General features: G+C 72.8%; 27 protein-coding genes. 13 read left to right on the top strand and 14 right to left on the bottom strand.

All coding sequences use genetic code 11. The features are described from left to right. Positions 1–16: 16 nt before the first annotated feature. Positions 17–1,435, bottom strand: coding sequence for an amidase (locus tag ACIBP6_RS39975; RefSeq protein ID WP_397059552.1), 1,419 nt, complete (start codon positions 1,433–1,435; stop codon positions 17–19). Positions 1,436–1,526: 91 nt separating this feature from the next. Further along, positions 1,527–2,162 (bottom strand): hypothetical protein, encoded by a 636-nt coding sequence (locus ACIBP6_RS39970; protein ID WP_397059550.1) that lies wholly within the window; start codon positions 2,160–2,162, stop codon positions 1,527–1,529. 233 nt (positions 2,163–2,395) lie between these two features. On the opposite strand from ACIBP6_RS39970, the gene ACIBP6_RS39965 reads away from it, so the two are divergent. After that, on the top strand, positions 2,396–2,932 hold the full coding sequence (locus ACIBP6_RS39965; protein WP_397059548.1) for a GNAT family N-acetyltransferase: 537 nt from the start codon (positions 2,396–2,398) through the stop codon (positions 2,930–2,932). A gap of 4 nt (positions 2,933–2,936) precedes the next feature. On the opposite strand, the gene hrpB is transcribed toward ACIBP6_RS39965, so the two are convergent. Both hrpB and ACIBP6_RS39955 read right to left on the bottom strand, forming a co-directional pair. Continuing rightward, a complete protein-coding gene (gene hrpB / locus ACIBP6_RS39960) occupies positions 2,937–5,408 on the bottom strand; it encodes an ATP-dependent helicase HrpB (RefSeq protein ID WP_397059546.1) in 2,472 nt (823 codons plus the stop codon). 51 nt (positions 5,409–5,459) lie between these two features. Continuing rightward, positions 5,460–5,789 carry an ArsR/SmtB family transcription factor gene (locus ACIBP6_RS39955; RefSeq protein ID WP_397059545.1) on the bottom strand — a complete coding sequence of 110 codons (330 nt, stop codon included), beginning with the start codon at positions 5,787–5,789 and terminating at the stop codon, positions 5,460–5,462. Positions 5,790–5,833: 44 nt separating this feature from the next. Here ACIBP6_RS39955 and ACIBP6_RS39950 point away from each other — a divergent pair, with 44 nt between their 5' ends. The 3 genes from ACIBP6_RS39950 (at position 5,834) to ACIBP6_RS39940 (ending at position 8,285) form a co-directional block, all read left to right on the top strand. Beyond that, positions 5,834–7,027, top strand: coding sequence for an MFS transporter (locus tag ACIBP6_RS39950; RefSeq protein ID WP_397059543.1), 1,194 nt, complete (start codon positions 5,834–5,836; stop codon positions 7,025–7,027). 45 nt (positions 7,028–7,072) lie between these two features. Beyond that, the gene (locus ACIBP6_RS39945; protein ID WP_397059541.1) at positions 7,073–7,507 is read left to right on the top strand and encodes a hypothetical protein; all 435 of its coding nucleotides are present in this window, start codon (positions 7,073–7,075) and stop codon (positions 7,505–7,507) included. Between the two features lie 79 nt (positions 7,508–7,586). After that, a complete protein-coding gene (locus ACIBP6_RS39940; RefSeq protein WP_397059539.1) occupies positions 7,587–8,285 on the top strand; it encodes a hypothetical protein in 699 nt (232 codons plus the stop codon). On the opposite strand, the gene ACIBP6_RS39935 is transcribed toward ACIBP6_RS39940, so the two are convergent. The 6 genes from ACIBP6_RS39935 to ACIBP6_RS39910 form a co-directional block, all read right to left on the bottom strand. Next, on the bottom strand, positions 8,254–9,084 hold the full coding sequence (locus ACIBP6_RS39935; protein WP_187368252.1) for an undecaprenyl-diphosphate phosphatase: 831 nt from the start codon (positions 9,082–9,084) through the stop codon (positions 8,254–8,256). The genes ACIBP6_RS39940 and ACIBP6_RS39935 overlap by 32 nt on opposite strands. Positions 9,085–9,184: 100 nt before the next feature. Further along, positions 9,185–10,060, bottom strand: coding sequence for a Gfo/Idh/MocA family protein (locus tag ACIBP6_RS39930; protein ID WP_397059537.1), 876 nt, complete (start codon positions 10,058–10,060; stop codon positions 9,185–9,187). 17 nt (positions 10,061–10,077) lie between these two features. Beyond that, positions 10,078–11,277: an ROK family transcriptional regulator gene (locus ACIBP6_RS39925; RefSeq protein WP_397059535.1), complete on the bottom strand. Its 1,200-nt coding sequence runs from the start codon at positions 11,275–11,277 to the stop codon at positions 10,078–10,080. 20 nt (positions 11,278–11,297) lie between these two features. Further along, positions 11,298–12,164 carry a carbohydrate ABC transporter permease gene (locus tag ACIBP6_RS39920; RefSeq protein ID WP_397059533.1) on the bottom strand — a complete coding sequence of 289 codons (867 nt, stop codon included), beginning with the start codon at positions 12,162–12,164 and terminating at the stop codon, positions 11,298–11,300. Next, entirely contained in the window at positions 12,161–13,177 is a 1,017-nt protein-coding gene (locus ACIBP6_RS39915) for a carbohydrate ABC transporter permease (protein WP_397059531.1), read from the bottom strand. Before ACIBP6_RS39915 ends, ACIBP6_RS39920 begins: the two co-directional genes overlap by 4 nt. A 20-nt stretch (positions 13,178–13,197) precedes the next feature. Beyond that, on the bottom strand, positions 13,198–14,592 hold the full coding sequence (locus ACIBP6_RS39910; protein WP_397059529.1) for an ABC transporter substrate-binding protein: 1,395 nt from the start codon (positions 14,590–14,592) through the stop codon (positions 13,198–13,200). A gap of 153 nt (positions 14,593–14,745) precedes the next feature. Here ACIBP6_RS39910 and ACIBP6_RS39905 point away from each other — a divergent pair, with 153 nt between their 5' ends. The 4 genes from ACIBP6_RS39905 to ACIBP6_RS39890 are packed head-to-tail and all read left to right on the top strand — an operon-like array spanning position 14,746 to position 19,873. Continuing rightward, positions 14,746–15,792: a zinc-binding alcohol dehydrogenase gene (locus tag ACIBP6_RS39905; RefSeq protein ID WP_397059527.1), complete on the top strand. Its 1,047-nt coding sequence runs from the start codon at positions 14,746–14,748 to the stop codon at positions 15,790–15,792. A 3-nt stretch (positions 15,793–15,795) separates the two neighbouring features. Further along, positions 15,796–16,596 (top strand): TIM barrel protein, encoded by an 801-nt coding sequence (locus ACIBP6_RS39900; protein WP_397059525.1) that lies wholly within the window; start codon positions 15,796–15,798, stop codon positions 16,594–16,596. Next, complete coding sequence (locus ACIBP6_RS39895) at positions 16,593–17,945, top strand: MGH1-like glycoside hydrolase domain-containing protein (RefSeq protein ID WP_397059523.1); 1,353 nt, start codon at positions 16,593–16,595, stop codon at positions 17,943–17,945. Before ACIBP6_RS39900 ends, ACIBP6_RS39895 begins: the two co-directional genes overlap by 4 nt. Next, on the top strand, positions 17,942–19,873 hold the full coding sequence (locus ACIBP6_RS39890; RefSeq protein WP_397059521.1) for an amylo-alpha-1,6-glucosidase: 1,932 nt from the start codon (positions 17,942–17,944) through the stop codon (positions 19,871–19,873). Before ACIBP6_RS39895 ends, ACIBP6_RS39890 begins: the two co-directional genes overlap by 4 nt. 2 nt (positions 19,874–19,875) lie before the next feature. On the opposite strand, the gene ACIBP6_RS39885 is transcribed toward ACIBP6_RS39890, so the two are convergent. After that, positions 19,876–20,355, bottom strand: a complete 480-nt coding sequence (locus ACIBP6_RS39885) for a cupin domain-containing protein (protein WP_397059519.1) — start codon at positions 20,353–20,355, stop codon at positions 19,876–19,878. A 64-nt stretch (positions 20,356–20,419) separates the two neighbouring features. On the opposite strand from ACIBP6_RS39885, the gene ACIBP6_RS39880 reads away from it, so the two are divergent. Beyond that, a complete protein-coding gene (locus ACIBP6_RS39880; protein WP_397059517.1) occupies positions 20,420–21,064 on the top strand; it encodes a TetR/AcrR family transcriptional regulator in 645 nt (214 codons plus the stop codon). Here the strand turns inward: ACIBP6_RS39880 and ACIBP6_RS39875 are convergent. Then, a complete protein-coding gene (locus ACIBP6_RS39875) occupies positions 21,061–21,864 on the bottom strand; it encodes an NmrA family NAD(P)-binding protein (protein ID WP_397059515.1) in 804 nt (267 codons plus the stop codon). The two genes, ACIBP6_RS39880 and ACIBP6_RS39875, sit on opposite strands and share 4 nt — an antisense overlap. Before the next feature lie 75 nt (positions 21,865–21,939). Between ACIBP6_RS39875 and ACIBP6_RS39870 the strand changes: the two genes are divergently transcribed. From ACIBP6_RS39870 to lipB, 4 genes are all read left to right on the top strand, one after another. Next, positions 21,940–22,860, top strand: coding sequence for an AraC family transcriptional regulator (locus ACIBP6_RS39870; protein ID WP_397059514.1), 921 nt, complete (start codon positions 21,940–21,942; stop codon positions 22,858–22,860). Continuing rightward, complete coding sequence (locus ACIBP6_RS39865) at positions 22,857–23,363, top strand: HAD domain-containing protein (RefSeq protein ID WP_397059512.1); 507 nt, start codon at positions 22,857–22,859, stop codon at positions 23,361–23,363. The genes ACIBP6_RS39870 and ACIBP6_RS39865 overlap by 4 nt, the downstream gene beginning before the upstream one ends. Before the next feature lie 60 nt (positions 23,364–23,423). Beyond that, a complete protein-coding gene (locus ACIBP6_RS39860) occupies positions 23,424–23,615 on the top strand; it encodes a PspC domain-containing protein (RefSeq protein ID WP_397059510.1) in 192 nt (63 codons plus the stop codon). Between the two features lie 78 nt (positions 23,616–23,693). After that, a complete protein-coding gene (gene lipB, locus ACIBP6_RS39855) occupies positions 23,694–24,329 on the top strand; it encodes a lipoyl(octanoyl) transferase LipB (RefSeq protein WP_397059508.1) in 636 nt (211 codons plus the stop codon). Positions 24,330–24,333: 4 nt separating this feature from the next. Here the strand turns inward: lipB and ACIBP6_RS39850 are convergent, their stop codons facing one another. Next, positions 24,334–24,723 carry a type II toxin-antitoxin system VapC family toxin gene (locus tag ACIBP6_RS39850; protein WP_397059506.1) on the bottom strand — a complete coding sequence of 130 codons (390 nt, stop codon included), beginning with the start codon at positions 24,721–24,723 and terminating at the stop codon, positions 24,334–24,336. Then, entirely contained in the window at positions 24,720–24,872 is a 153-nt protein-coding gene (locus ACIBP6_RS39845; RefSeq protein ID WP_397059504.1) for a hypothetical protein, read from the bottom strand. The genes ACIBP6_RS39850 and ACIBP6_RS39845 overlap by 4 nt, the downstream gene beginning before the upstream one ends. Positions 24,873–24,902: the final 30 nt, after the last annotated feature.

The following is a 24,902-nucleotide window of genomic DNA, read 5'->3' as shown; positions in this document are numbered from 1 at the left end:
TGAGCAGCGAGAACCCTCAGAAGGAGAAGCCGGGCGCTCTGGTCGGGGGGTGGACGGCCTGGAGCTGGGCGGCCAGGCCGAGCAGTTGCGGCTCGCCGCCCGGCGGGGCGACGAGCTGCACGCCGATCGGCATCCCGGTGGAGTGGGTGGCCAGCGGGACGGTCATCGCGGGCCAGCCGCACATGTTCCACGCGCCGGTCGCCGATGCGTACCTGACGTTGGTCAGGGCGTTGCGCAGGAACCCGCGTTCGCCCCAGCGCTCGGCCCCGGGCGGCACGGCGGCCAGGGCCGGCATGATCAGCACGTCGGCCCTGCCCAACCACTGGTCGGCGCCGTAGCCGCTCCAGCGCTGCCGGCCGCGTACGCCGTTCAACCCGAGCGCGCCGAGCACCCGTCCGGCGCGGGCGAGCGCGCGCGTGCGTCGTTCGAGGCCAGGACGGTCGAGGTCACCGGCGGAGGAGGCGGCGCGGCCGAGCCAGGTCGCGACCGTGGCCGGTCCCAGCCAGAAGGGCAGCCGGTGGTCATGCTCGACGATCGTGTGCCCGGCCACCCGCAACGTCTCCGCCGCCGCGCGTACGGCCGCCCGGAACTCCCGGTCCATCGGCAGGCCCACCGGCAGCGGCTGCGGGGCGTAGGCCACCCGCAGGTCGAACGGCTCGGGCCCGTCCGGCGGCGGCTGCGGCTCCCATACCTGGTCCTCGTCCGCCCAGACCGAGCGCAGCATGGGCTTCGGCGGCTCCACCCGTTGCCCGCCGCGCCACGCCTCCGCCAGCGACGGGTCGCCGGCCAGCACCGACAGCGCGAGCGCCAGGTCGGCCGCGGTGGTGGCGAAGGGGCCGTTCTCGGCGAGCCGGTCCCAGTCGTCCGACGGCGGCGGCACCAGCCCGGGGCCCGGCTTGATGGCGAGCACTCCGCAGCAGGCCGCCGGGATCCGCAACGATCCCATGCCGTCGTTGCCGAGCGCGAGCGGCACCATGCCCGCCGCCACGGCCGCGGCGCTGCCGGACGACGAGCCGCCGGCCGTGCGCGAGAGGTCCCACGGGTTGCGGACGACGCCGTACGCGCTGTCGCCGAACGCGACCAGGGCCAGCTCGGGCAGGTTCGTCAGCCCCACGATCACGGCGCCCGCGGCGCGCAGCCGGGCCACGGCCGGGTGGTCCTCCGGAGCGGGCGCGTCGGACGTCGCGGCGGACCCGGCGCGGGGGGCCTCGCCGGCCACCTGCAGATTGTCCTTGACCGCCACCGGCACCCCGGCCAGCGGCAGCTCGGCCAGGTCACGCCGTTTCCGCAACAGCCGCGCCTCGTCCACGGCCCGCTCCCGGACCAGCCGGAACGCGCGGATCCGGGGATCGCGCTCGGCGATGACGTGCAGGTGCTCCTCGACGACGGTCGTGGCGGCGACCTCCCCGCGCCGGACGGCCGTCGCGATCTCCACAGCGGACCTGCCTGCCCACACCATGTCTTGAGTGTGCAGGTTCAGGTACGGTCCGTCCATGTGAACGGGGCCCCATGAAAGCGCCCGGCTCTCATGGCTTGAGCCAGACGCGGAGGGGGCCGATGGTGGTGAAGCCGTGGTGGAGGGCGGGCTCCGGGTCGGTCTCGTAGCCGACCAGGGGGCGGCCGGGGAACAGGGCGGCGGCCGTGGCGAGGAGGCCCGGCCAGGGGTCGGGGCCGAAGACGTTCGACACGCCCACGGCCGGGCCGGTGGCGGTGAGCACCGCGCCATGGGCGTTGACACGGTCGTGCACGATCGTCGCCTCCGTCAGGAGGGCGGGCGGGAACAGGTCCGTGACCTCGCCCGCGAAGCACGCCCGCTCCCACCCCTCCAGCGCGGCGGGGTCACGGACGACCTCCCACGGCATCCCCGCCGCGGCGGGCGCTGCGCGGTGGATCCACCGGGCCTCGAACAGCACGTCGAAGCCCGGCAGGTCGAGCACGGCGAAGCTGTCCTTGACCGTCGCCCCGGTGCCCGCGTCGATGCCGCCGAGCACGTCGGCGGCCGTCGCGTCGGGGGAGAGCGTGACGGCGTCGGGGTAGAAGGGCGGTGTCCTGACCGGGTTGGTCCACGCCCGGCCGGTGAACGCCCCTGGCCTGCCGTGGGCGCGGCACATCAGGTCACACCACGCCGCGTTGTCGCGGGCGGCCTCCGTCAGCACGTTCACGATTTGCCTTTCGCACGGCGGACGCGGTCAACGGAACGGTAGCCGCCGGAAGCAGCATCTTCAGTCCGAAATGCCGGTGGGTAATCCCCACCCGGCCGCCGTGACCGCCATCCCCGGCTCCTCACGCCCCGGTCACGTCGCCGAGGACGTCGCGTGCTGGAGGAGCACGTCCCGGCCGCGTTCCGGACGGCCCTGCGTCTCGTCTCACCGGCCTGCGCCCTTACCATCCGGTCATGACAGCTGAGTGGAACGGCACGGAGGTCGTCTTCCGGCGGGTCGGCGTCGACCGCATGGACGAGGTGCTGAGCGTGCTCGACGAGGCGGCGGGATGGCTCCACGGTCGCGGGATCAGCCAGTGGCCCGCGCGTTTCGAGGCCGTCTGGGTGCAGGACGCCATCTGCCGGGGCGAGACGTGGCTCGTGGCCACGGGGGACGAAGTGGCGGGGACGGTCACCCTGGACTGGTCCGATCCACTGTGGGCGGATCACGATGACTCGGCGGGATACGTCCACCGCATGGCCGTGCGCCGATCGGCGGCGGGGCTCGGGGCCCGCATTCTCGACTGGGCGGCCCATGCGGCGCGGCAGCGGGGCGCCCGCTCCCTGCGGCTCGACTGCGTGAGGTCCAATGCTCGGCTGCGCGCCTACTACAAGGCCCACGGCTTCGCGCACCGCGGGGACGTGCCGGTGGGCGGCGCTCCTGGCCAGCGGACGCAGGACGGTCCGGTCACCTGGGTCAGCCGCTACGAGCTGGCCCTGCCCCGGCGGTGACCCTTCACGGTCTGCCTTTCGTACGGCGGGTGGGGGGCGCGGTCAGCGGATCCTCCGGCCACGGGTGCTTGGGGTAACGGCCGCGCATCTCCGCGCGTACGGAACGGTAGGCGTCACGCCAGAACGACGCCAGGTCGGCCGTGACGGCCAGCGGCCGGCCCGCCGGGGACAGCAGGTGGACGAGCACCGGCACGCCCGCGATCCGCGGCGTCTCCTGCCAGCCGAACACCTCCTGCAGTTTCACCGCCAGCACCGGCTGCTCGCCCGAGTAGTCGACGCGGACGCGGGATCCGCTCGGCACCTCGATGCGTTCGGGGGCGACCGCGTCGAGGCGTTCGCTCCACGGGATCAGGCGCCTCAGGGCGGCGGCCACGTCGATGCGTTCGAGGTCGGCGCGGCGGCGGGCCCTTGAGAGCTCGGGTTCGAGCCACTGGTCGGCCAGGTCGGCGAGCGCGTCCATCGAGGGCCAGGGGTCGCCGATCGCCCGGTGGCAGAACGCCAGCCGGTCTCTCAGCTCGTTCGCCTGCTTCGTCCAGGTCAGGACGTCTTCGGTACGCAGGCCGTACCGGATGGCCTCGCGGACGTCGGCGTCCCGGAGCGGGGTGGCGGACAGCTCGATGGCGCCCAGCCGTTCGACCCTGCGGGCGGACACGTCGCCGCGCCGCTCGCCCGGCGGGACGCGCCAGGCGACCTCGTCCTCGACGGTCGGCTCGACGGCCAGCCGCGCGATGGCCTCGTCGATGACCACGGCCTGCCGGACGCGGGCCGACGCCGAGCCCGTCGGCCGGTCGGCCACGGCGATGGCCAGCCACTCGGCGGTCCGCAGCTTGGACCCCTCGGCGAGCTGCGCCTGCGTCCCTGACGCCATCAGGTAACCGCCCCCACGCCGCCGCGCCACCCGCTCGGGAAACGCCAACGCCACCACCATCCCAGCCAGCGCATCCTCTCGCGGGACGCCCTCACCGCGTCCCCCTCCCGCCGCTACGTAGGCGCGCTCTGCGGTGGCTGGGGTCTTGGAGGGGGTGGATGGCGGGGCGGGGGTGTGGTGTGGGGTTGAGGTCTGGGTGGTGCTGCGGTGGAGGCGGTGGGATTCCTGGCGCCAGCGGGTGGCGAACGGGGTGCCGCCGCGGCGGGCCGTACGCCAGACCTCCGCCAGATCGTCGGAGGCGTCGCGGGGGAGCTGCTCCGAGAGGAGGGCCACCACGTCGGCGGCCTGGGGGCCCAGGTCGATGAGGGCGCGGGCCAGGCGCGGGTGGACGCCGGCGAGGGCCATGCGGCGGCCCCGCTCGGTCACCCGGGAGCCGGTGAGGGCGCCGAGCGTCTCCAACGTGCGGACGGCGGCCGACATGGCGGCGGGCGGCGGGCGGTCGAGCAGCGCGAGCCCCGAGGCGTCCGGCGTGCCCCAGCAGGCCGCCTGCAGCGCGAACCCCGTCAGGTCGGCCAGCGCGATCTCCGGCCTGGCGTGCTCGGCCAGCCGCTCGTGCTCGGCCGCCGGCCAACAGCGGTAGACCGTGCCGGGAGCCTCGCGGCCCGCGCGCCCGGCCCGCTGGTCGGCCGAGGCCTTCGACACCCTGACCGTGGTGAGGGAGCCGAGCCCGCGGGCGTGGTCGGTACGCGGCTCTCGGGCCAGCCCGGAGTCCACGACCACCCGCACCCCGGGCACGGTCAGGCTCGACTCGGCCACCGACGTGGCCAGCACCACCCGGCGGGCCACGCCGGGTGACAGGACGGCGTCCTGGACCCGGGCCGGGGCCTGGCCGTGCACCTGGAGCACCTCGACGCCGCCGGAGAGCATCCCGGCCACCTTGGCGATCTCGCCCACGCCCGGCAGGAAGCAGAGCACGTCGCCGTCCCGCTCGTCGAGCGCCCGGCGGACGACCGCGGCCACGTGGGACAGCAGCGCCGGATCGACGCGGAGCCCGTGCGGCGGCGCGACCGGCCGAGGCGGCGGCGCCCAGACGATCTCGACGGGGTGGGCGGCCCCGGTGGCGGCGACGACGGGCCCGCCGACCAGCTTCGACCACGGCGCCGCGTCGGCGGTCGCGGACGTCGCCAGCAGCCGCAGGTCGGGCCGGAGCGCTTCGCGTACGTCGAGCAGGAACGCGAGCGCGGTGTCGGCGTCGAGGTGGCGTTCGTGGCATTCGTCCAAGATGACCGCGTCGACCCCGGGCAGCTCCTGGTCGCGCTGGAGGCGCTGGAGCAGCACGCCGGTGGTGACCACCTCGACGCGGGGGTTCGCGCCGGTGTGTCGTTCGCCGCGGATGGTGTAGCTCACGCCCATCCGTCGGGCGGCCGCGCGTACGGCGAGCCGCCGCGGCTCGGCCACCAGCACCCGCAGCCCCGACTCGGCCAGGGCGAGCGGCACCACGGTCGTCTTGCCGGTGCCGGGCGGCGCGGTCAGCACCGCGCTGCCGTGCCGGTCGAGCACGGACAGGAGCTCGGGCAGGACGTGCCGGATGGGCAGGCCGTCGGTCATGAGCTCTCGTCCTGGCATGCGGCGGGCAGGGCGTGCCGGCTGGGCTGGCCGTCAGTCATGGGGTCCGGCGTGCGGGCGCGCGGCGGACAGGATCGACTCGAGCAGGCCGGGGAAGCGGGCCTCGAGGTCGGCGCGGCGCAGGCTCATGTACTTCAGCCGGCCCTCCTGCTTGGTGAAGACCAGCCCGGAGTCGCGCAGCGACTTGAAGTGGTGGGACGCGGTCGACTTGTGCACGCCGAGCTCGTCGCCCACGGTGCCGCAGGTCAGCTCGCCGCGGGCGGCCAGGCGCGCGACGATCTCCAGCCGCACGGGGTCGGACAGCGCCCGCAGGACCTCCGTGAGCTCGATGTCCTCGGTTGCGGGATGCGGTAGCAGGCGCATGTGGACACCCTACCTCCGTCGCATTGTTTGACAACGATCAAACAATGCGCCAGTTTGATGAGCGTCCAACTTTTTGTCGCTGGAGGCTTCTCTTGGGTTCGCGGCTCTATCCGCTCGCAGTAGGAAATTTCGCCATAGGTACGGGCATGTTCGTGACGGCCGGGCTGCTCGCGCCCATCTCCGCGGACCTGGACATCTCCACGTCCGCGGCGGGGCAGCTCATGACCGTCTTCGCGCTGGCGTACGCGGTGTTGTCGCCCGTGCTGGCCGCCGTGACCGCCCGGTTGTCGCGTAAAACGTTGTTGTTGCTGGCCATGGGCGTGTTCGTGGTGGGGAGCGTGCTGACCGCGCTGGCACCGACGTACCCGCTGGTCCTGGTCGGCCGGGTGATCGCGGCGGCGGGGGCGGCGATGTTCACGCCGACGGCGTCGGCCGTGGCGAACGCGCTCACCGCGCCCGAGCGGCGCGGGCGGGCGCTGGCGCTCGTGATGGGCGGGCTGACCGTCTCGTCGGCGATCGGCGTGCCGCTCGGCACCTGGCTGGGCGGCGCGGTGAGCTGGCGGGCCACGCTGTGGATGGTCGCCGCGATGGGCGTGGCCGGGTTCGTCGGGGTCGCCGCCATGGTGCCCAAGGTCGCGGTCCGGACGCCGGGAGGGCTGCGCGAGCGGTTCGCGCCGCTCGGCGACCGGCGGATGCTGGCGGTGCTGGGGACGCAGCTGCTGATGTTCGCCGCGGTGTTCAGCGCGTACACCTACATCGGGTCGCTGTTCGACCTGCCGCTGACGGCCGTGCTCTGGGCGTGGGGCATCGGCGGCGTCGTGGGCGCCCAGCTCGGCGGGCGTCTCACCGACGCGTACGGTCCGCGCCGCATGGTGCTCATCGGCATGGTGTTCAGCACCGTGTTCCTCGCCCTCATCCCGGTCGCCAACCTGGCCCTGCCGGTCGCGCTCGTGTGGGCGTTCCTGTGGGGCGGGCTGGGCTGGCTGGTGGCCCCCGCGCAGCAGTTCAGGACGGTCGCCGAGGTGCCCGGCAACGTGCCGATCGGCCTCGGCCTGCTGTCGTCCGCCCAGTACGTCGGGCTCTTCGTGGCGGGCATCGCCGGCGGCGCGGCGCTGGACGCGTACGGCAGGACCGGCGTGATCGTGATCTCCACCGGGTTCGCCCTCGTCGGCTTCCTCTTCACCCTGTCCACCTACCGCGCCGCCCCGGCGCCGGCCAAGCAGACCGTGCCGGCTTGACCGCGAGGCCGCCGCCGCGGCGGTTCGTCGGCCAGAATGTCGGCTGTGGCCGACGACATCGACGCGACCCCTGATGACGACCCGCGCGCGAAGACCGGCGGCGACCCCGAGCCGGCCCCTGCCGCCGATCCGCGGAACGAACCGGCGCCCTTCGGCACCGTCGTCGCGCTGACGGCGGGGTCCGCCGTGGCCGTGATGGGGCTCACCGTGCTCCTGTCCGACCCGCCCAGCATGAAGTTCCTGCTGTTCGGGCCGCTCGCCCTCGTCGTGTGGGAGGTGATCGCGTTCGAGGTGTGGTGGCGGCGCTGGTGGGGCGCCGTCCCCGGGGCGGTGGCGGGCCTGCTCGTCTACGTCGAGGGGCGTCAGGCGCTCGCCGACGTCATCGGCGACACCTGGGCCCACCCCGTCGCGTACGTCACCGCCTGGACGCTCTTCGCCGTCGTCTTCGCCCTCTGCAGCCGCTACCCGCGTACCCTCTGACGCCTCACCCTGGTGAGGGAGGCCGGGTCGCCCGGCGGGCGGACGACGGCGGGCGTCCCGTCGCCCTACCGTCGGCCCCATGTTGAACGATCAGGTCACCTTCCGCCGTGTCGCGGCGGGTTCGCTGCTCATCGTGGCGCCGCTCCTTCAGGCCGTCGCCGCCTTCGTCGACCCCGGCACCTGGGGCGACGACCGGGAAATGATCAGCTTCGGCGACAACCCGGCGCTCGCCCAGCTGCAGTCCGTGCTCTACCACTGGAGCTGGATGCTCATGGCCGTCGCCGTGCTCGGCCTCGTCCATCTGACCAGGCGCGGGCTCACCGGGCTCGGCAACGTCGTCGGAGCCCTGACGATGATCGGCTACCTGTCGCTGTCGGGGTTGCTGCTGACCGACCCCGTGGAGTGGTGGCTCGGGCAGAACCACACCCCGCGGGAGGCGCAGCGCATCATCGACGAGATGCTGGGCCTGCCCGGCGTGGTGTTCGGCTTCCAGCTGCCGTGGATGTTCCTCGGCATGTTCGGCCTGCCGGTGCTGACGGCGGTCGTGTGGCGGACCGGGTTCGTCGGCTGGTGGGCGCCGGTCGTGGTGGCCGCCGGCTATCTCGGGTCGTTCGCGGTGCCGTACGGGCCGTTGACCGCGGTGTGCTGGACCGCCCCCGTCGCCGGCCTCGGCTGGATCGGGCTGAGGATCCTGCGCATGGGCGACGGGGACTGGGCGGCGTACTATCCGGCCGTGCGGCAGCCGGTCAGCCGATCGCCGGAATCCACCCCGCGGTGACCGCGAGGATGATGAAGAAGCCGAGGATGATCCGGTAGATCACGAACACCGTGAAGCGGTGGGTGCTGATGTAGCGCAGGAACCACGCCACCGCCGCGTAGCCGACGACGAACGAGATCACCGTGGCCAGGATCGTGGGGCCCCATTCGGGGGACGGCCCGTTACCGATCTCGCTCAGCTCCAGCACGCCCGCGCCCAGCACGGCCGGGATGGCCAGCAGGAACGAGTATTTCGCGGCGTCCTCGCGGCGGTAGTCGAGCAGCAGGCCGGCGGTCACCGTGCCGCCGGAGCGCGACACGCCGGGCACCAGCGCCAGCGCCTGCGCGAAGCCGTACACGACGGCGTGCGGGGCGCTGAGGTGCTTCTCCAGCGTGAGCTTGTTGCGGGCGGTGCGGTCGGCGAACCACAGGATGATCGCGAAGACGATCAGCGTGGTGCCGACCAGGCGCAGGTCACGGAAGGGCGTCTCGATCTGTTCCTTCAGCACCAGGCCGAGCACGACGATGGGCAGGGTGCCGAGGATGATGTACCACCCCATGCGCGCCGCCCAGTGGCCGCGCAGCTCGCGGTTGAACAGCGAGCGCGTCCAGGTGGAGACGATCTCCCAGATCTCCTGACGGAAGTAGATCAGCACGGCCGTCTCCGTGCCGAGCTGGATGACCGCCGTGAACGCCGCGCCCGGGTCGGGCCAGCCGGCGAAAGCGGACACCACCCGGATGTGGGCGCTGGAGGAGATCGGCAGGAACTCCGTCAGCCCCTGGACCAACCCCAGAATCACCGCTTCCAGCCAGCCGATCACGACGACACCTTTCCAGAGCCTCAGGAGTGACGAGGGTGAGGCTAGCGGAAACGGAGACCGAGGTTTGTCGCCTCATGCGGTGAAAGGCCCGCAGCCGGCGTCACTGTGAGACGGCGGCCTCGATGAGTTCCTGCAGCCGGAGCCCCCTGGCGGCGCTCAGCTCGCCGGAGCGGCCCGCGCGTACGGCGGCGGCGAATTCGGCGCGCAGCACCGGCCAGGCCTCCTCGTGGTCGAGCCCCGCGGTGTCGTAAACCAGCTCGCCCTGCTCCCCGAAGAGCTCCACGCGGGTGCGGGCCCGCGGCAGCCGGACGCTGCCCGACAGCGACGCCTGGCTGACGGCGCCGTTCTCGTGCTCGCAGGACAACTCCACCCACCGGCGCGGATCGCCGGTCGCGCGGATGCGGGCGATGCGGCCGACGGCGGTGTCGAGCAGGTCGAGCAGGTGAGGGCCGAGGTCGAGCAGGGCGCCTCGTTCGAGTCGCCACCCGGTGGCGAGCTCCCCGCCGAGGAACGCGCCGTGCAGGTAGCAGGAACGCGCGCCGGTGGCCGCGAACCCTTCCGCCTGCCGCAGGAACTCCCTGGTGGCCGGGAGGTAGCGCTTGGTCAGCACCATCTGGGAGACGACGCCGGCCTCTTCGACGGCGTCGGCCACCGCGCGCGCCGAGGCGAGGTCGAGCCCGAGCGGCTTCTCCAGCAGGAGCGCCTTGCCGGCCTTGGCCGCGCGTACGGCCAGCTCCGCCTGGACGGACGGCGGGACCGCGAACGCCACCGCCTCACACCGGTCGAACAGTTCCTCCGGGGTGGCCGCGGCGACCGCGCCGTACTGCTCGGCGACCTCGCTCGCGGCGTCGGCGCGGCGGGCCCAGACGGCGGTCAGCCGCGTCTGCGGCCCCTCGGCCAGCATTCGCGCGTGCATCGTACGGGCCCACGGGCCGGCGCCGATCAGGCCGACCTCGACAGGGGCGGTGGTGGTCACGACTTCACTCCATGCTTTCAGGGTGCCGGCGCCGCGACGGCGAGGCGGGCGTCGGCCTGGTCGGGCGCGTACAGGTGCTCGACGACCATCGCGGTGGCCCCGGCGAGCGCGGTGTGCTCGCCGAGCCGGGCGGTGACTATCTGCAGGTTACGCGTCGCGCGGGGCAGCGCGCGCTGGTAGAGCAGCTCGCGCACCCCGGTGACGAAGTGGGTCTCGGCCAGATCCCCGGCGATCATCAGGACGCCCGGGTTGAGCAGGCTGACGACGGTGGCGAGCACCTCGCCGCAGCGCTGACCGGCCTCGCGGGCCAGGCGTACGGCGTCGGGGTTGTCCGCGTCGAGGTGCGCGCGGACGTCGGCGGCGGACGCGGCGGGCACGCCGAGCGCGGCCAGCTGCCCCGCCAGCGCCCGTCCGCTGGCGACGGCGGCCAGGCAGCCGTAGGAGCCGCACATGCAGCGGGCGTCCGGCCGGTCGTGCAGGCGGACGTGGCCGATGTCGCCGGCGCCGCCGTCGATGCCGCGGAAGACCTTGCCGTCGATGACGACGCCCGCGCCGATGCCGGTGGAGACCTTCATCAGGATGAACGAGGAGCAGTCAGCGAACGACTCGCGCTGCTCGCCCAGCCCCATCAGGTTGGCGTCGTTGTCGACGAGCACCGGGACGGCGGCGTGCATGCCGGCGTGCAGGCCGAGCGCCCGCTGCATCAGCTCGGGCACCGGGCAGCCGTCCCAGCCGGGCATGATCGGCGGCCGGACGACCCGCCCGGACGGCCAGACGACCGGGCCGGGCAGCGACAGGCCGACGCCGCAGACCGTGGCGGGGCCGATCCCGGTCTCGCTCAGCAGCTTCGCGAACCACGTGCCGAGCCGGTCGAGCACGCGTTCCGGCCCCTCGTCGATGCGCAGGTGCTCGGCGTGCTCGGCCAGCAGGCCGCCGGCCAGGTCGAGGACGGCGGCCCGCGCGAAGGTCGTGTCGAGGTCGGCGGCCAGCACGACCGCGTGCCGCGTGTCGAACTCCAGCTGGGCGGACGGCCGCCCCCCGGTCGACTGCACGCCGGGGACGTCGCGCAGCCAGCCGGCGGCGAAGAGCTGGTCGAGCCGGTGGCCGACCGTGGAGCGGGACAGGCCGGTCATGCGCTGGAGCTCGATCCGGGTGGTCGCCTGCCCGGTGCGGATCAGTTCCAGAAGGTGGCCTGCTGTGCTCCATGGGGATGCCATCGGGGATGCCTCTCCTTGCCTCAGCTCTTGTCCGCGCCGCTGGTGAGGCCTTCGGTGAGGAGGCGTTCAACAGCGTAAAAAAGAAGTACCACGGGGATGGTGAGGATGACCGAGCCGGCCATCAGCACCGTCTTGGACACCTCGATGCCGTTGGAGAGCTGGGAGAGGCCCAGCGAGACCGTCCAGTTGCCGGGCTCGGCGGCCAGGAACAGCAGGGCGAACAAGAACTCGTTCCAGGCGATCATGAACACGTACAGGCCGGTGGCCACGAGGGACGGCGCGGCGAGCGGCAGCACGATCTTGCGCAGGATGCGCAGTTGCGAGCAGCCGTCCAGCGCCGCGGCCTCCTCGACGCTGCGGGGGATGGTGACGAAGTAGTTCCGCAGCATGTAGATGGAGACGGGCACGGTCTGCGCGATGTAGACGATGGCCAGCCCGATCAGGCTGCCCTGCAACCCGATCCGGGCGAAGATCACGAACAGCGGCACCGCCAGCAGCGTGGACGGGAAGAGGTACAACGCGAGGAACAGCGCGCTGACGTGGCGTCCGCCGAAGAACTTCAGGCGGCTGACGGCGTAGGCACCCGGCACGGAGGCCAGCAGGGTCAGCGCCACGGTGATGACCGCGACGACGCCCGAGTTGGCCAGCATGCGCAGGAAGCCCTGGCCGCCTTCGTCGGTCGACTGCAGCACGTTCTGGTACGTGCTCACGGTGAACTCCGACAGGCTCACCCACAGCTTGCCGGGGGCCAGCAGCAACTGGTCGATGGACTTCACCGACAGCAGCACCATGTAGTAGAAGGGGAAGATCGTGATCACCGCGAGGAAGGCGATCACCACCCAGCGCAGGACCCCGAAGATTCTCTGTTCGGCCTGTTCGCGGCTCATACTTCCTCCTCCTGGGCCTTCTTGGCGAAGAACACGAAATAGATGCCGAGCAGCACGGCCAGCACCAGCGCCAGCACCAGGGCCTGCGCGGACGCCGCGCCCACGTCGTAGCGGGCGGTGAGGAAGTCGTAGACGCGCACGGCGACGACGTCGGTGCCGGACCCGCCCCCGGTGAGCAGGTAGACGTCGTCGAACTTGTTGAACGTCATGATGAAGCGCAGCACCGACAGCAGCGCGATCACCGGCAGCAGCTGCGGCAGCAGGATGTGGCGGAAGCGCTGGGTGAGCGTGGCGCCGTCCACCGTGGCGGCCTCCTCAAGCCCCGCCGGGACGGCCTGCAGCCGGGCGAGCAGGAACAGGAAGGCGAACGGGAAGTAGCGCCAGGTCTCGAAGGCGATGACGACCAGCAGCGCCAGCGGCACGTGCACGTCCCAGCCGAGCAGCGTGATCTCCTGGGACCGGGTCGACAGGAAGGCGATCGGCTTGTCCCAGCCGAGCAGCTTGGCGCCCCACTCGTTGACGATGCCGAACTGCGGGCTGAGCGCGATCTCCCAGACGAACGTGACGGCCACGACGGGCGCGACGTACGGCAGCAGCATCGAGCCGCGCAGCAGGGCCCGCCCGCGGAACGGCCGGCGCAGGGCGAGGGCGGCGACGAGCCCGAGGACGATCGAGCCGGCGGTGGCGCCCACGGTGTAGACGAGCGTGGTCCCCAGCGAGGACCAGAACCCGGCCGAGGCGAAGACCTGGGTGAAGTTCTCCAACGTCCAGCCGGACAGGAAGCTCATGGTCTGGATGTCGACCAGCCGCGCGCGCTGGAAGGCGAGCAACACCGTCCAGGCGATGGGCAGGACCACGACGACCAGGACCACCAGCACCGTGGGGGACACGAACGCCAGGCCGGTCCGGTTCTCGCGCTGGGCCAGGGTCGGCGTGCGCCGGGGCCGGCCGGGTGGCTTCTCCGGGATCGCCGGGGTGGAGGGTCGCTGCTCGGCACTTCGCAGGGTGCTCATGGTGGTTCCTCAGCAGGAGTTCATCGGAGGGACGTCTGCAAGGCCGAGACCTCCTCGCCGGCCTGCTGTGCGGCCTCGGCGGGAGAGATCTGGTCGGAGGTCATGGCGCCGACCGCCTTCGGGATCGGCAGCTCGCCGAGCGTCGCGCCGACCAGCGCGCCCTGTCCCTGGGTGATCCCCCAGCGCCGCATGTTGCTGACGCCGGAGGCGAGCTTGTCGAGGAGGTCGGCGGAGTAGACGGCCTGCAGGGGCTTCCTGGTGTCGACCCCGATGACGCCGGCCCGCCAGGCCTCGCGGTACTTGTCGGGCTCCTCGGCCGTGCCGTCGCGAACCGGGATCTTGCCCTCGGCGGCCAGGCCGAGCCAGCCCTCGTAGCCGGTGCTCATCATGTACTCGACGAACTTCTGCGCGGCCGCGGTCTCGGCGGTCCTGCTGATCACCCAGGAGGTGATCTCGCCGAACTGCGCGGGCTCGGCGGCGCCCGGCCCCTTCAGCGCGGTGACGATCCCGCTGTTGTCGGAGAGGAACCGGGGGTTGCCGGCGCACTGCGGGCAGCTCGGCAGGGCGTCGTCGCGCAGGCCCGCCAGCTCGTCCAGCAGGAAGGTGGACCAGACGATCATGGCGGATCGGCCGGCGAAGTAGGTGGCGCGGGTGGAGTCCACGCTCTGGGTGCCCGGGGCCCCGTAGTCGGAGGCGAGCTGGTCGTAGGTGGTGAAGGCGGAGCGGCACTGCGGGCTGCCGAGGCCGACGGCGCCGTCGGCGCCGACGAGTTCGCAGCCGCCGGCCAGCGCGATGTCCTCGAAGCTCTGCTGGGTGAAGACGTCGCTGGGGTCGGTGGCGAGCGAGATGCCGCTGACGCCGCCCGCATTCAGCGTCCTGGCGGCCTTGAGCATGGCGTCGTAGGAGTCGGGGACGGGCAGCCCCGCCTTGGCGAACAGGTCCTTGCGGTAGACGAGGATCTGCAGCCAGGCGTCGCTGGGCACGCCGAGCCGGGTGGACCCGTCGCCGGTCAGCCGTAGCGCGTTGGCGTTGAAGGTGCCGGCGCCGAGAGCGTCGACCACCTTCTCCGTGGCCGCGGTGTCGAGCAGCCCGTTGGTGTACATCTGCCACACCGGGGCGAGCGGCACGCCGCCGATCACGTCGGGCAGCGTCCCGGCGGCGGCCGCGGACATGATCAGCTGGGGGAGCTGGCCCTCGTCGACGCCGACGAGCCGCACGTCGACGCCGGTCTCCTTCTCGAAGCCGGCGACGATCTTCTCGGTCGCCGCCATGCGCGGGGTGAGGTTCTCCAGACTCCAGACAGTGATCTTGTTATCGGGCTGACTTCTCGCCTGCGCGCCACATCCGGACAGCACACCGGCTGCCAGCGTGGCGGTCAGACCTGCCGCCAGGGCCCTCGACCATCGAGGCCACATGCGTATGAACCGTCCTCACTGCACCTCATATTTCATGTGTGATGCATCAGAGCACCACTTTCGTCTGTTGACAAGACCTAAGTATCGGCTATCTTCGACAAAAGCCCCACACATAGGGTCGATCACGAGCAAAAACAACCCCACGGAGCTCCTGTGGAACGCGTCGTCCAATTCACCGGCCCCCGCCAAGTGGAGGTCGCCACCGCCGAACCGGTCCCACTGCCGCCCGGGCATCTCCGCGTCCGGACGCTGTACTCCGGGATCTCGGCGGGCACCGAACTCACCGCCTACCGGGGCACCAACCCCTACCTGACCCGCACCTGGGACGCCGAGGCCCGGCTGTTCCGCGACGGCGGGCCGGGCATCGCCTACCCGGTGGTGGGCTGGGGGTACTCCGAGGTCGGCAAGGTCCTGGAGGTCTCGCCGGAGCTCGCGGACACTCCGGGCGTGCCGGCGCCGGGCACCGTGGTGTGGGGCATCTGGGGGCACCGCAGCGAGGCCGTCGTACCCGCGGAACGGCTGGTCGGCCACGCGCTCCCCGAGGCGCTGGCGCCGCTGGCGGGCGCCTTCGCCAGGGTCGGCGCGATCGCCTACAACGCCGTCCTCGCGGCCGACATCCACGTCGGCGAGGACGTCGCCGTCTTCGGCCAGGGCGTGATCGGCCTGCTCACCACCCGGCTGGCGCAGCTGAACGGCGCCCGCGTCACCGCCGTCGACGCCCTGGAGACCCGCCTCACCAAGGCCGTCGAGTACGGCGCCGCCCGCACGCTCAACGCGCGCACCGACGCCGTCGCCGAGCGGATCCGCGAGGCCACCGGCGGACGCGGCGCCGACGCCGCCATCGAGATCAGCGGCTCCTACCAGGCCCTGCACGAAGCCCTGCGCGCGGTCACCGTGGCCGGGCGGGTCGTCGCCTCCGGCTTCTACCAGGGCGACGGCGTGGGGCTGCGACTCGGCGACGAGTTCCACCACAACCGCGTCCAGCTCGTCAGCTCGCAGATCGGCGGAGTGCCGCCGCAGCTCGTCGGCCGCTGGAGCGTCGAACGGCTCCAGCAGGGCTTCTTGCGGCTCGTCGCGGACGGCCTGATCGACGTGAAGTCGCTGGTGAGTCATGTGGTGCCGGTCGCCGACGCGGCCGAGGCCTACGTCCTGCTGGATGAGCGTCCCGCCGACGCGCTCCAGGTCGTGCTGGAGTTCTGAACCATGCTCAAGATCGCCTGCCAGGAGCAGCTGCTTCCCGGCGAGACACTCCAGGACAAGTGGGAGTTCGCGCGAAGCGCCGGCTACGACGGCATCGAGCTGCGCGGCAAGGGTGACTTCCACTTCCGCGACCGGCTGCCCGAGCTGCGCAAGGCCCAGGCCGACGGCGTCGTCATGCCCACCGTGTGCGTGGAGATGCCGCACTTCTTCGGCGCCTTCGACGACGCGCTGCGCCGCGACGCCGTCGAGCAGATGAAGTCGCAGCTGTCGGTCATCGGCGAGCTGGGCGGGCTGGGCGCCCAGACCCCGGCGTCCTACGGGATGTTCTCCCGGCGGCTGCCGCCGTTCGAGCCGCCGCGCAGCGCGGAGCGCGACCGGGAGGTGCTGCTGGAAGGGCTCACCGAGCTCGGCGAGCACGCCCGCAAGGAAGGCGTCACGCTCTTCCTCGAACCGCTCAACCGCTACGAGGACCACATGGTCAACCGGCTGGCGCAGGCCGCCGACCTGATCCGCGAGGTCGGCCTGGACTCCGTCCGCATCGGCATCGACAGCTACCACATGAACATCGAGGAGGCCGACCCGCCGGCCGCCATCCTCGAGGCCGGACCGCTGATCGGCCACGCGCAGGTGAGCGACTCCAACCGGTTCCAGCCCGGAGCCGGCCACCTGGAGTGGGCCGCCTGGCTGAGCGCACTGGACGCGACCGGTTACGACGGTTACCTGGCCGTCGAGTGCCGGCTCACCGGAGACCCGGTGGAGGCCGTCCGGTCGATCCCGTCCTTCCTGCGCCGAGTCGCGGGATGACGACGTTCGCCGAGACGACCGCCACCGCCCCCTGTGACTCCCTGCGCAGGAGCGCGACCCAGGTGCTGCTCGGCAACTGGACGGGAGCGGCGACCGTTCCCTCCCGCGCCCTGTATCCGCACCAGTGGAGCTGGGATTCGGCGTTCATCGCCCTGGGCCTGCGGCACGTCTCCCCGCGCCGGGCGCAGCGCGAGCTCGAGACGCTGCTGAGCGCGCAGTGGGGCGACGGTCGCATCCCGCACATCGTGTTCAACCCGGCCGTGCCGGACGGCGCCTACTTCCCCGGCCCGGACTTCTGGCGCTCGGCCACCGCCGGCCGGGCGGCCGGAGCGTCTCCGTTCATCCAGACGTCCGGGATCGTCCAGCCGCCCGTGCACGCCCTGGCCGCCTGGCTGGTGCACGCGGCCGATCCCGCCGAGTCACGCCGCCGGGGCTTCCTGCCGCGCGTGTACCCGCGGCTGGCGGCCTGGCACCGCTACCTGGGCGGCGCCCGTGACCTGGGCGGCGGCGGGCTCGCCTCGGTCGTGCATCCCTGGGAGCCGGGGCTGGACAACAGCCCGTGCTGGGACGCCGCCCTGGCCCGGATCGAGCCCGCGCCCCCGGGCTCCTTCGTCCGGGCCGACCTGCGCCACGGCTCCGCCGCCGACCGTCCCACCGACCTCGACTACGCGCGGTACGTACGCCTGGCCACGACCTACCGCGACCACGGCTACGACGACGCGCGCACACCGCACGCCTTCGCCGTCGAGGACCCGTCCTTCAACGCCCTGCTCATCGCCTCCGAGTACGCCCTCGCCGACATCGCCGACGCGATCGGCGCGGACGCGGGCCCGCACCGGCGGCGGGCCGAGGCGGCGACCGCCGCCCTGATCGGCCGTCTGTGGGACCCGGTGGACGCGATCTTCCACGCCCGCGACCTGGTGACCGGCGCCGCCATCGCCGGTCACAGTGTGTCCGGGTTGATCCCGCTGGTCGTGCCGGGTCTGCCGGCGACCATCGGCAAAGCTCTCGCGCGTACGCTGCATGGACCGCGCTTCGGGTTGGGAAGGGTGCATCTTGTGCCCAGTTACGATCTGACCGCCCCTGAGTTCGACGGCAACCGCTACTGGCGGGGCCCCAGCTGGTTCAACACCGCCTGGCTCGTCCATCGTGGCCTGGCCGCGCAGGGCGAGGAGGAGGCGGCCGGCCTGCTGCGCGAGCAGTTCCTGACCTCGGCCCACCGCTCCGAGTTCGCGGAGTACCTGGAGCCGTACACCGGCGACGCGCGCGGCATCCTGCGTTTCAGCTGGACCGCCGCCCTGGCGCTCGACCTGCTGCACGCCCCCGTCGCACAGGATGCGGCCCGGTGAGCCGGCTGCTGGTCGGCGGGGGGACCTTCGCCGTCACGACCGCCGACGGCGACATCCGCGGGCTGAACGGCGCCTCGACCGACGGCCTGTTCATCCGCGACGGACGTCACCTGAGCCGGTGGCTGCTGACCGTGGACGGCACGGCGCCGCCCCTGCTGACCTCCTCCGCCGACGGCTGCGTCCTGGCCCCGGCCGGCACCCGTGACCGGCCGCCCGCGTACACCGTCTTCCGGCGTCAGGCCGTGGCGGAGGGCGCGCTGACCGAGCACATCCGGCTGGTCGGCAACCTGGGCGAGCCCACCGTGGTGCAGCTCGAACTGCACGTGGACGCCGACTTCGCCGACCAGTTCGAGCTGCGCGCCGACCACCGTACGTACGACAAACCGGACGCGGTCCGTACGGTCCAGCCCACCACGGACGGGGTCGCCTTCCACTACCGGCGAGGTGAGAGCTGGCTCTCGCGGACCACGGTCGGCGCCGTGCCCGCGCCGGACCGCGTCCGGCCGGCCGGCGAGGACGGCACCGCTCAGGTGCTGTCGTGGACGTTCACCCTGCCCGCCCACGGCGCGGCCGACCTCGCGCTCACCGTCCTCGCCATCCCGTCAGGCACGCGGGAGCCGGCCCCGCCCGGGCCGCCCGGCGCCGTGCGCGGCCGCCAGGAGGCCGAGGCGCGCGCGTTCACCGGGGCGCGGCCCCGCCCGGCTGACCTCACGTCGTGGCCGGAGCTGGCCCGCGCCTGCGAGCAGGGCCTGGCCGACCTGACACGGCTGCTCATCCCCGCCGGGGGGCCCGGCGGCGAGGAACTGCGCCTGCCGGGGGCGGGCATCCCGTGGTTCCTGGCGCTCTTCGGTCGCGACTCCCTGCTGACCTCGCTCTTCGCCCTGCCGTACCGGCCGGAGCTGGCCGCCGCCGTCCTGCCGGCCCTCGCGGCCGCCCAGGGCACCCGCTACGACGACGCCCGCCTGGAGCAGCCGGGGAAGATCGTGCACGAGGTGCGCCACGGCGAGCTCGCCCACTTCGGCCAGGTGCCCTACGGCCGCTACTACGGCAGCGTCGACGCCACCCCGCTCTTCCTGGTGCTGCTGGACGCGCACCGCACGGCCACCGGCGACCCGCGCCTGGCCGAGCGCCTGGAGCCGCAGGCGCGCGCGGCCGTGGAGTGGATGTTCCGCGACGGCGGCCTCGGCACCAGCGGTTACCTGCGCTACACCTCCGACGAGGCGCGTGGCGGCCTGGTGAACCAGAACTGGAAGGACTCCGCCGGCGCGATCTGCTTCTCCGACGGCGCCCAGGCCGAGGGCGACCTGGCGGTCGGCGAGGTGCAGGGCTACGTCTACGACGCCCTGGTGCGTACGGCGCGGCTCGCCCGCGAGGTGTGGCGGGACCCACGCGAGGCCGACCGGCTGGAGGAGGCCGCGGCTGACCTGCGGGCCCGCTTCCGCCGCGACTTCTGGATGCCGGGAGCGGCCTTCCCCGCGCTCGCGCTGGACGGGCGGAACCGGCAGGTCGACGCGCTCGCCTCCGACGCCGGGCACCTGCTGTGGTCGGGCATCCTCGACCCCGGCGAGGAGCGGATGGTGGGCGACCGGCTGCTGCAGAAGGATTTCTTCTCCGGCTTCGGCATCCGCACGCTCGCCGCCGGACAGGCTCCCTACCACCCGCTGTCCTACCACCGGGGCACGATCTGGCCGCACGACAACGCCGTGATCGTGCTGGGGCTGGCCCGCTGCGGGCTGACCGAGCAGGCCGCCACGGTCGCCAAGGGGCTGATCAGGGCGGCGGCCCACCACGACTGGCGGCTGCCGGAGGTCATCGCCGGGTACGGCGACGACGAACACCCCGATCCGGTGCCCTATCCCCACGCCTCCTCCCCGCAGGCGTGGGCGGCCGCGACCCCGCTCGCCCTGCTCACCGCCCTGCGGGAGTAGTGCTACGGCGTCGCCCCCGGCGGGCCGAGCAGTTCGATCGCGTGCCGTGCGTGCGCCTCGGCCAGCGCCGCCACGTCGATGGGGCCGGGGTCGGGCAGGCGGCGTTCCACGGCCGGCACGCCGACGTCGGCGACGAAACGCTCGAACCCGGCGGGCGTGGTGATGACCAGGGAGCGCATCGGCTCGTCCGGCCCGACGGTGAACGTGTGCGGCAGCCCGACCGGCAGCAGCACGACGTCGCCGGGGCCGGCGGTGAAGGTCTCGCCGCCGCACATGTAGCGGGCGGTGCCGGAGATCACGTACGAGATCTCGTCGGCGTCGAGGTGGCGGTGCAGCGGCGGCGCGAAGCCCGGCGGGTTGACGAACTCGCTCAGCGACAGGCGGCCGGAGGTGTGCTCACCGGCGACCTTGACGGTGACGAGGTTGCCGAGGAACCAGATGGCCTCACCCTCGTCGCGGCCCAGCACGTACGGGCGTGACATCGTCAGATCACCTTCTATTCGATAGACAGCAGTATGTTGAACATGCTGCCAGTATCTTTGAACGGTGAGCGATGTCAAGGGAGGCCCCGCCAGGCGGCGCTACCGGTCGCCGCTGCGCGAGGAGAGCGCGCGCCGCACGCGTCAGGCCGTCGTCACGGCGGCCAGGGAGTTGTTCGTCGCCCGAGGTTACGCCGCCACCTCGCTCGCCGACGTGGCCGCCGCCGCCGGCGTGGCGCGGCCCACGGTCTTCGCCGCGTTCGGCTCCAAGGCGGCCCTGCTCCACCAGGTGGTCGACGAGGCGCTGGCCGGCGACGACGAGCCGGTGCCGGTGGCCGAGCGCCCGTGGTTCCGTCCCGTCTTCGAGGCCGCCGGCCAGGAGGCGGTCCTCGACGCGTACGCGCGGGTGGCCGAGCTGATCGGCGCGCGGGCCGCCCAGGTCTTCGAGACGGTGCGGCGCGCCGCCGACGCCGCCCCCGAGGCGGCCGAGCTCTGGCAGACCATGGTGGACAACCGGCGCGCGGGCGCCCGCATGGTCGTCGAACGCCTGACCTCGCTGGGGCCGCTCGCCGTCGAGACCGACCGGGCGATCGACGTGGTGTGGTTCTACAACGACCCCGCCCACCACGCCGCCCTGGTGACCGGCTGCGGCTGGCCCCCCGACGCCTTCGTCGCCTGGCTGTCGTCCCAGCTGCGGCAGGCGCTCCTCTAGGGTTTCCAGAGATGGGCGTGGGCCCCGGCGTAGTCGGCGAAGTCGCGGGCCGGGCGGCCGAGCGCCTCCCGCACGCCGTCGGCCACGAAGGCGTTACGGCCGTCCAGGGTCTCGGCGAAGAGCGCGGACAGGTTCTCCGCCGCCTCCTGCGGCAGGCCGTCGGCGACCGCCGCCGCCACGTACTCCTCCGGGGTGACAGGGGTGAAGGTGATCTCCCGGCCGGTGGCCCGCGACAGCTCCCGCGCCACGTCGCGGAAGGTCAGCAGCCGCGGACCGGTCAGCTCGTACAGGCGGCCGGCGTGGCCGTCCTCGGTGAACGCGGCCACAGCGGCGTCGGCGATGTCCTCCACGTCCACGAACGGCTCCGGCACGTCCGGGGCCGGCAGCGCGATGACCCCCGCCAGCACCTGGCCGAGCAGGAAGTCCTCGCTGAGGTTCTGCATGAACCAGGAGCAGCGCAGGATCGTCCACTCCGCGCCCGACTCCCGCACCGTGCGCTCGCTGGCCTGCGCCCCCTGCTCGCCGCGCCCCGACAGCAGCACCAGCCGCCGCGTACCGCTCCGCACGGCCAGCTCCGTGAACGCCTTGACGTCGTCGTACGCGCCGGGGAAGGCGAGGTCGGGATGGTAGGACAGGTAGACGGCCGTGACTCCGTCGAGCGAGGCCGCCCACGTGGAGCGGTCGCGCCAGTCGAAGCCGGTCGAGCGGGACCCGACGCGTACGGGGAGGCCGAGAGAGATGAGGCGGTCGGCTATGCGGCGGCCGGTCTTGCCCGTGCCGCCCAGCACCAGAATCGTCATGCCTCTAGTAAGGCCCGATAACGATAAGACTCTCCATGGTTGAGAAGCGCGTACGCATATGCGATCGTCTAGCGCATGGATCAGCTCGCGGCCCTGCTCGACGGCCCGCGAGCCCGCGGGGCCTTCCTGCTGCGTTCGGTCCTCGACCCGCCGTGGTCGCTGCGCATCCAGGACGAGGCGCCGCTGGCGGTGACCGCGCTCGTCCGCGGCGAGGCGTGGGTGATGCCCGACGGCGGTGAGCCGGTCAGGATGCGGCCCGGCGAGGTCGCGGTCATCCGGGGGCCCGAGCCGTACACCGTGGCCGACGACCCCGCGACCCCGCCGCAGATCGTCATCCACCCCGGCCAGCGCTGCACCACCCTCGACGGCGAGTCCCTCTACGCGTCCATGGACCTCGGCGTGCGGACGTGGGGGAACGACCCCGACGGCGACACCGTGCTGCTCTGCGGCACGTACACCATGGAGGACGCGGTCAGCAGGCGGCTGCTCGACACCCTGCCGCCGCTCATCGTGCAGCCCGGCGGCCCGGTCATCGAGCTGCTCGGCGCCGAGATCGTCAAGGACGAGCCCGGCCAGGAGGCCGTCCTCGACCGGCTGCTCGACCTGCTGCTCATCGCCGTGCTGCGGACGTACTTCGCCGCCCACCATGCGCCCGGCTGGTACCGCGCGATGAGCGACCCCGTGGTGGGCAAGGCCATGCGCATGTTGCAGAACAACCCCTCCCACGCGTGGACGGTCGCCTCCCTGGCCGCCGAGGTCGGTGTGTCGCGGGCGTCGCTGGCCCGGCGCTTCACCGAGCTGGTCGGCGAGCCGCCGATGGCGTTCCTCACCGACTGGCGCCTGGCCCTGGCCGCCGACCTGCTGCGCGAGCCCGACGCCACGATCGGCTCCGTCGCCAGGAAGGTCGGGTACGGCAGCCCGTTCGCGCTCAGCGCGGCCTTCAAACGCGTGCGCGGCGTCAGCCCGCAGGAACACCGGGCCGGAGCCGTACGGTGAGATCCCTGATCCTGCTCGACGTGGACGGCGTGCTGAACCCGATGGGGCGGCCGGCGCCGGAGTTCCGGCCGTACCGCTGCACGGTCGACGGAGTCCTCTACACCGTGCGCCTCGACGCCCGGCACGGCCGCCGGCTGCTCGACCTGGCCGTGTCGACGGGAGCCGAGCTCGTCTGGGCCACCACCTGGGAGGAGCACGCCAACGACTGGATCGGCCCGCGCATCGGCCTGCCGGCGCTCCCCGTCATCCCGATGACCCCGGTCGTGCCGAGTGAGCACGGCGAGATGTTCAAGACCCGGCACGTGGCGGCGTACGTGGGGCGCCGGCCGTTCGTCTGGTTCGACGACCAGGTGTGGGCGCAGGACGAGGAGTATCTCAGGGTGCGTCAGGGTCTCGACTCCTTTCTCCTCGTCCACGTGGACCCGGTCGAGGGACTGACCAGGCGTCATCTGGGCATGGCACATGAGTGGCTGACCCTTACAGGGTTTTCTCAGGGTTCCTGACGGGAGTCTGCCGCCCCGGCCGTCCGTTGAACCGATAGAACGTCGAACACGGAGGAGACCATGTACCGCTCACGAGAGCACAGGATCATCGCCGGGGTCTGCGGTGGCATCGCCGACAAGCTCGGCCTGCCGCCCACCCTCATCCGCATCCTCTGGCTGATCCTGTCGCTCATCCCGGGGCCGCTGTGGGTCGTCTACATCGCGATGTGGATCCTCGTCCCGGAGCAGCCGAAGGGCTACCGCACGGCGTGAGGCCGTCGCGGAGGGCGCCGCGCGCGCCCTCCCGGCCCTCGTGCGCCCGCATTCGGCAGGCGGCATATCCTCTGAAGAATGAGGGCAAGGCCGCTGACGCTCATCCAGGATGAGCTCGTCGACTACGACAAGGCGATGGAGCGCATGTCCGACCTCGTCGGGCAGCGCCAACAGGGGGAGCGGCCGGACACGCTCTGGCTGCTCAGCCATCCGCCCGTCTACACGATCGGGCGCCGCACTCCGCTGGCCCACCTGCCCGACCCCTCGCGCGGCATCCCCGTGATCGAGACGGGCCGCGGCGGTCAGCTCACCTACCACGGCCCCGGCCAGCTCGTCGGCTACCTCGTCGTCAAGCTGGACGAGGCGGAGCGCATCGTCGACTACGTACGCGAGGTCGAGCTGCGGCTGGTGGAGGCGCTGGGCAAGCTGGGGCTGCCGGCCGAGCGCCGCGACACCCCGCCCGGCTCCGAGCTGCTGACCGGGGTGTGGACGGCCGAGACCGGGCGCAAGATCATTTCTATCGGGATGCGGCAGAGCCGGGGCGTCACCAGCCACGGGTTCGCGCTCAACGTCGACAACGACATGACGCCGTGGAACTGGGCGGTCGCCTGCGGCATGCCCGACGTCCAGATGGCGTCGCTCCAGAGCGAGCTCGGCACGGCCTCGATGGACGAGGTGCGGCAGGTCGTCGCGGCGGCCTTCGAAGCGTCCTGAGCGATCAGCTGCGGGGGAAGACCTGCACGTCGGCGGCGTGCCCGCCGCTGTCGAGCTTGCCGTCGCAGGTGTAGAGCGGCACGTCGAGCGCCTCGGCCAGCGCCAGGTAGGAGGCGTCGGAGGCGGTGTAGTTATGCCGCAGCTCCCAGATGCGCTCGGCGATCCCCACCGCCCCGTGGCGGGTGATCTCCAGCGCGAGGTAGTCGGCGCGCGCCTGCTCGGCCGCCGTCGCGCCGAGCTTGCCGCCGAGCACGAGCCCCCGCAGCGTCGAGAGCACCTCGACGTCGAGCAGGTGGGGGGCGTGCGGGCCGGTCCGCAGGGCGTCGATCAGCTCGGCGTCCGCGTCGTGTCCCGTCAGGGCCTCGACCATCGCGGACGAGTCGATGATGATCATCGCCGGCCCTCGTGGACGGCCCGGACGATGTCGGCGGCCGACGGCCCGCCGGAGCGGTCGCGCGCCCTCAGCCGGGCGACGATCTCGGCGTTCGGCGGGTCCGGCTCCGTGGCGGGCTCTGGTGACTCGTTGTCGCAGAGGGTGGCCATGGCGGCAAGCTAGCAGGCCGGGGGGCGGGT

It is taken from the genome of Nonomuraea terrae (assembly GCF_044465245.1).
Taxonomy (GTDB): Bacteria; Actinomycetota; Actinomycetes; order Streptosporangiales; family Streptosporangiaceae; genus Nonomuraea; species Nonomuraea terrae.
The sequence above is the reverse complement of the archived record's forward strand: the minus strand, read 5'-3'. Positions and strand labels throughout refer to the sequence as shown.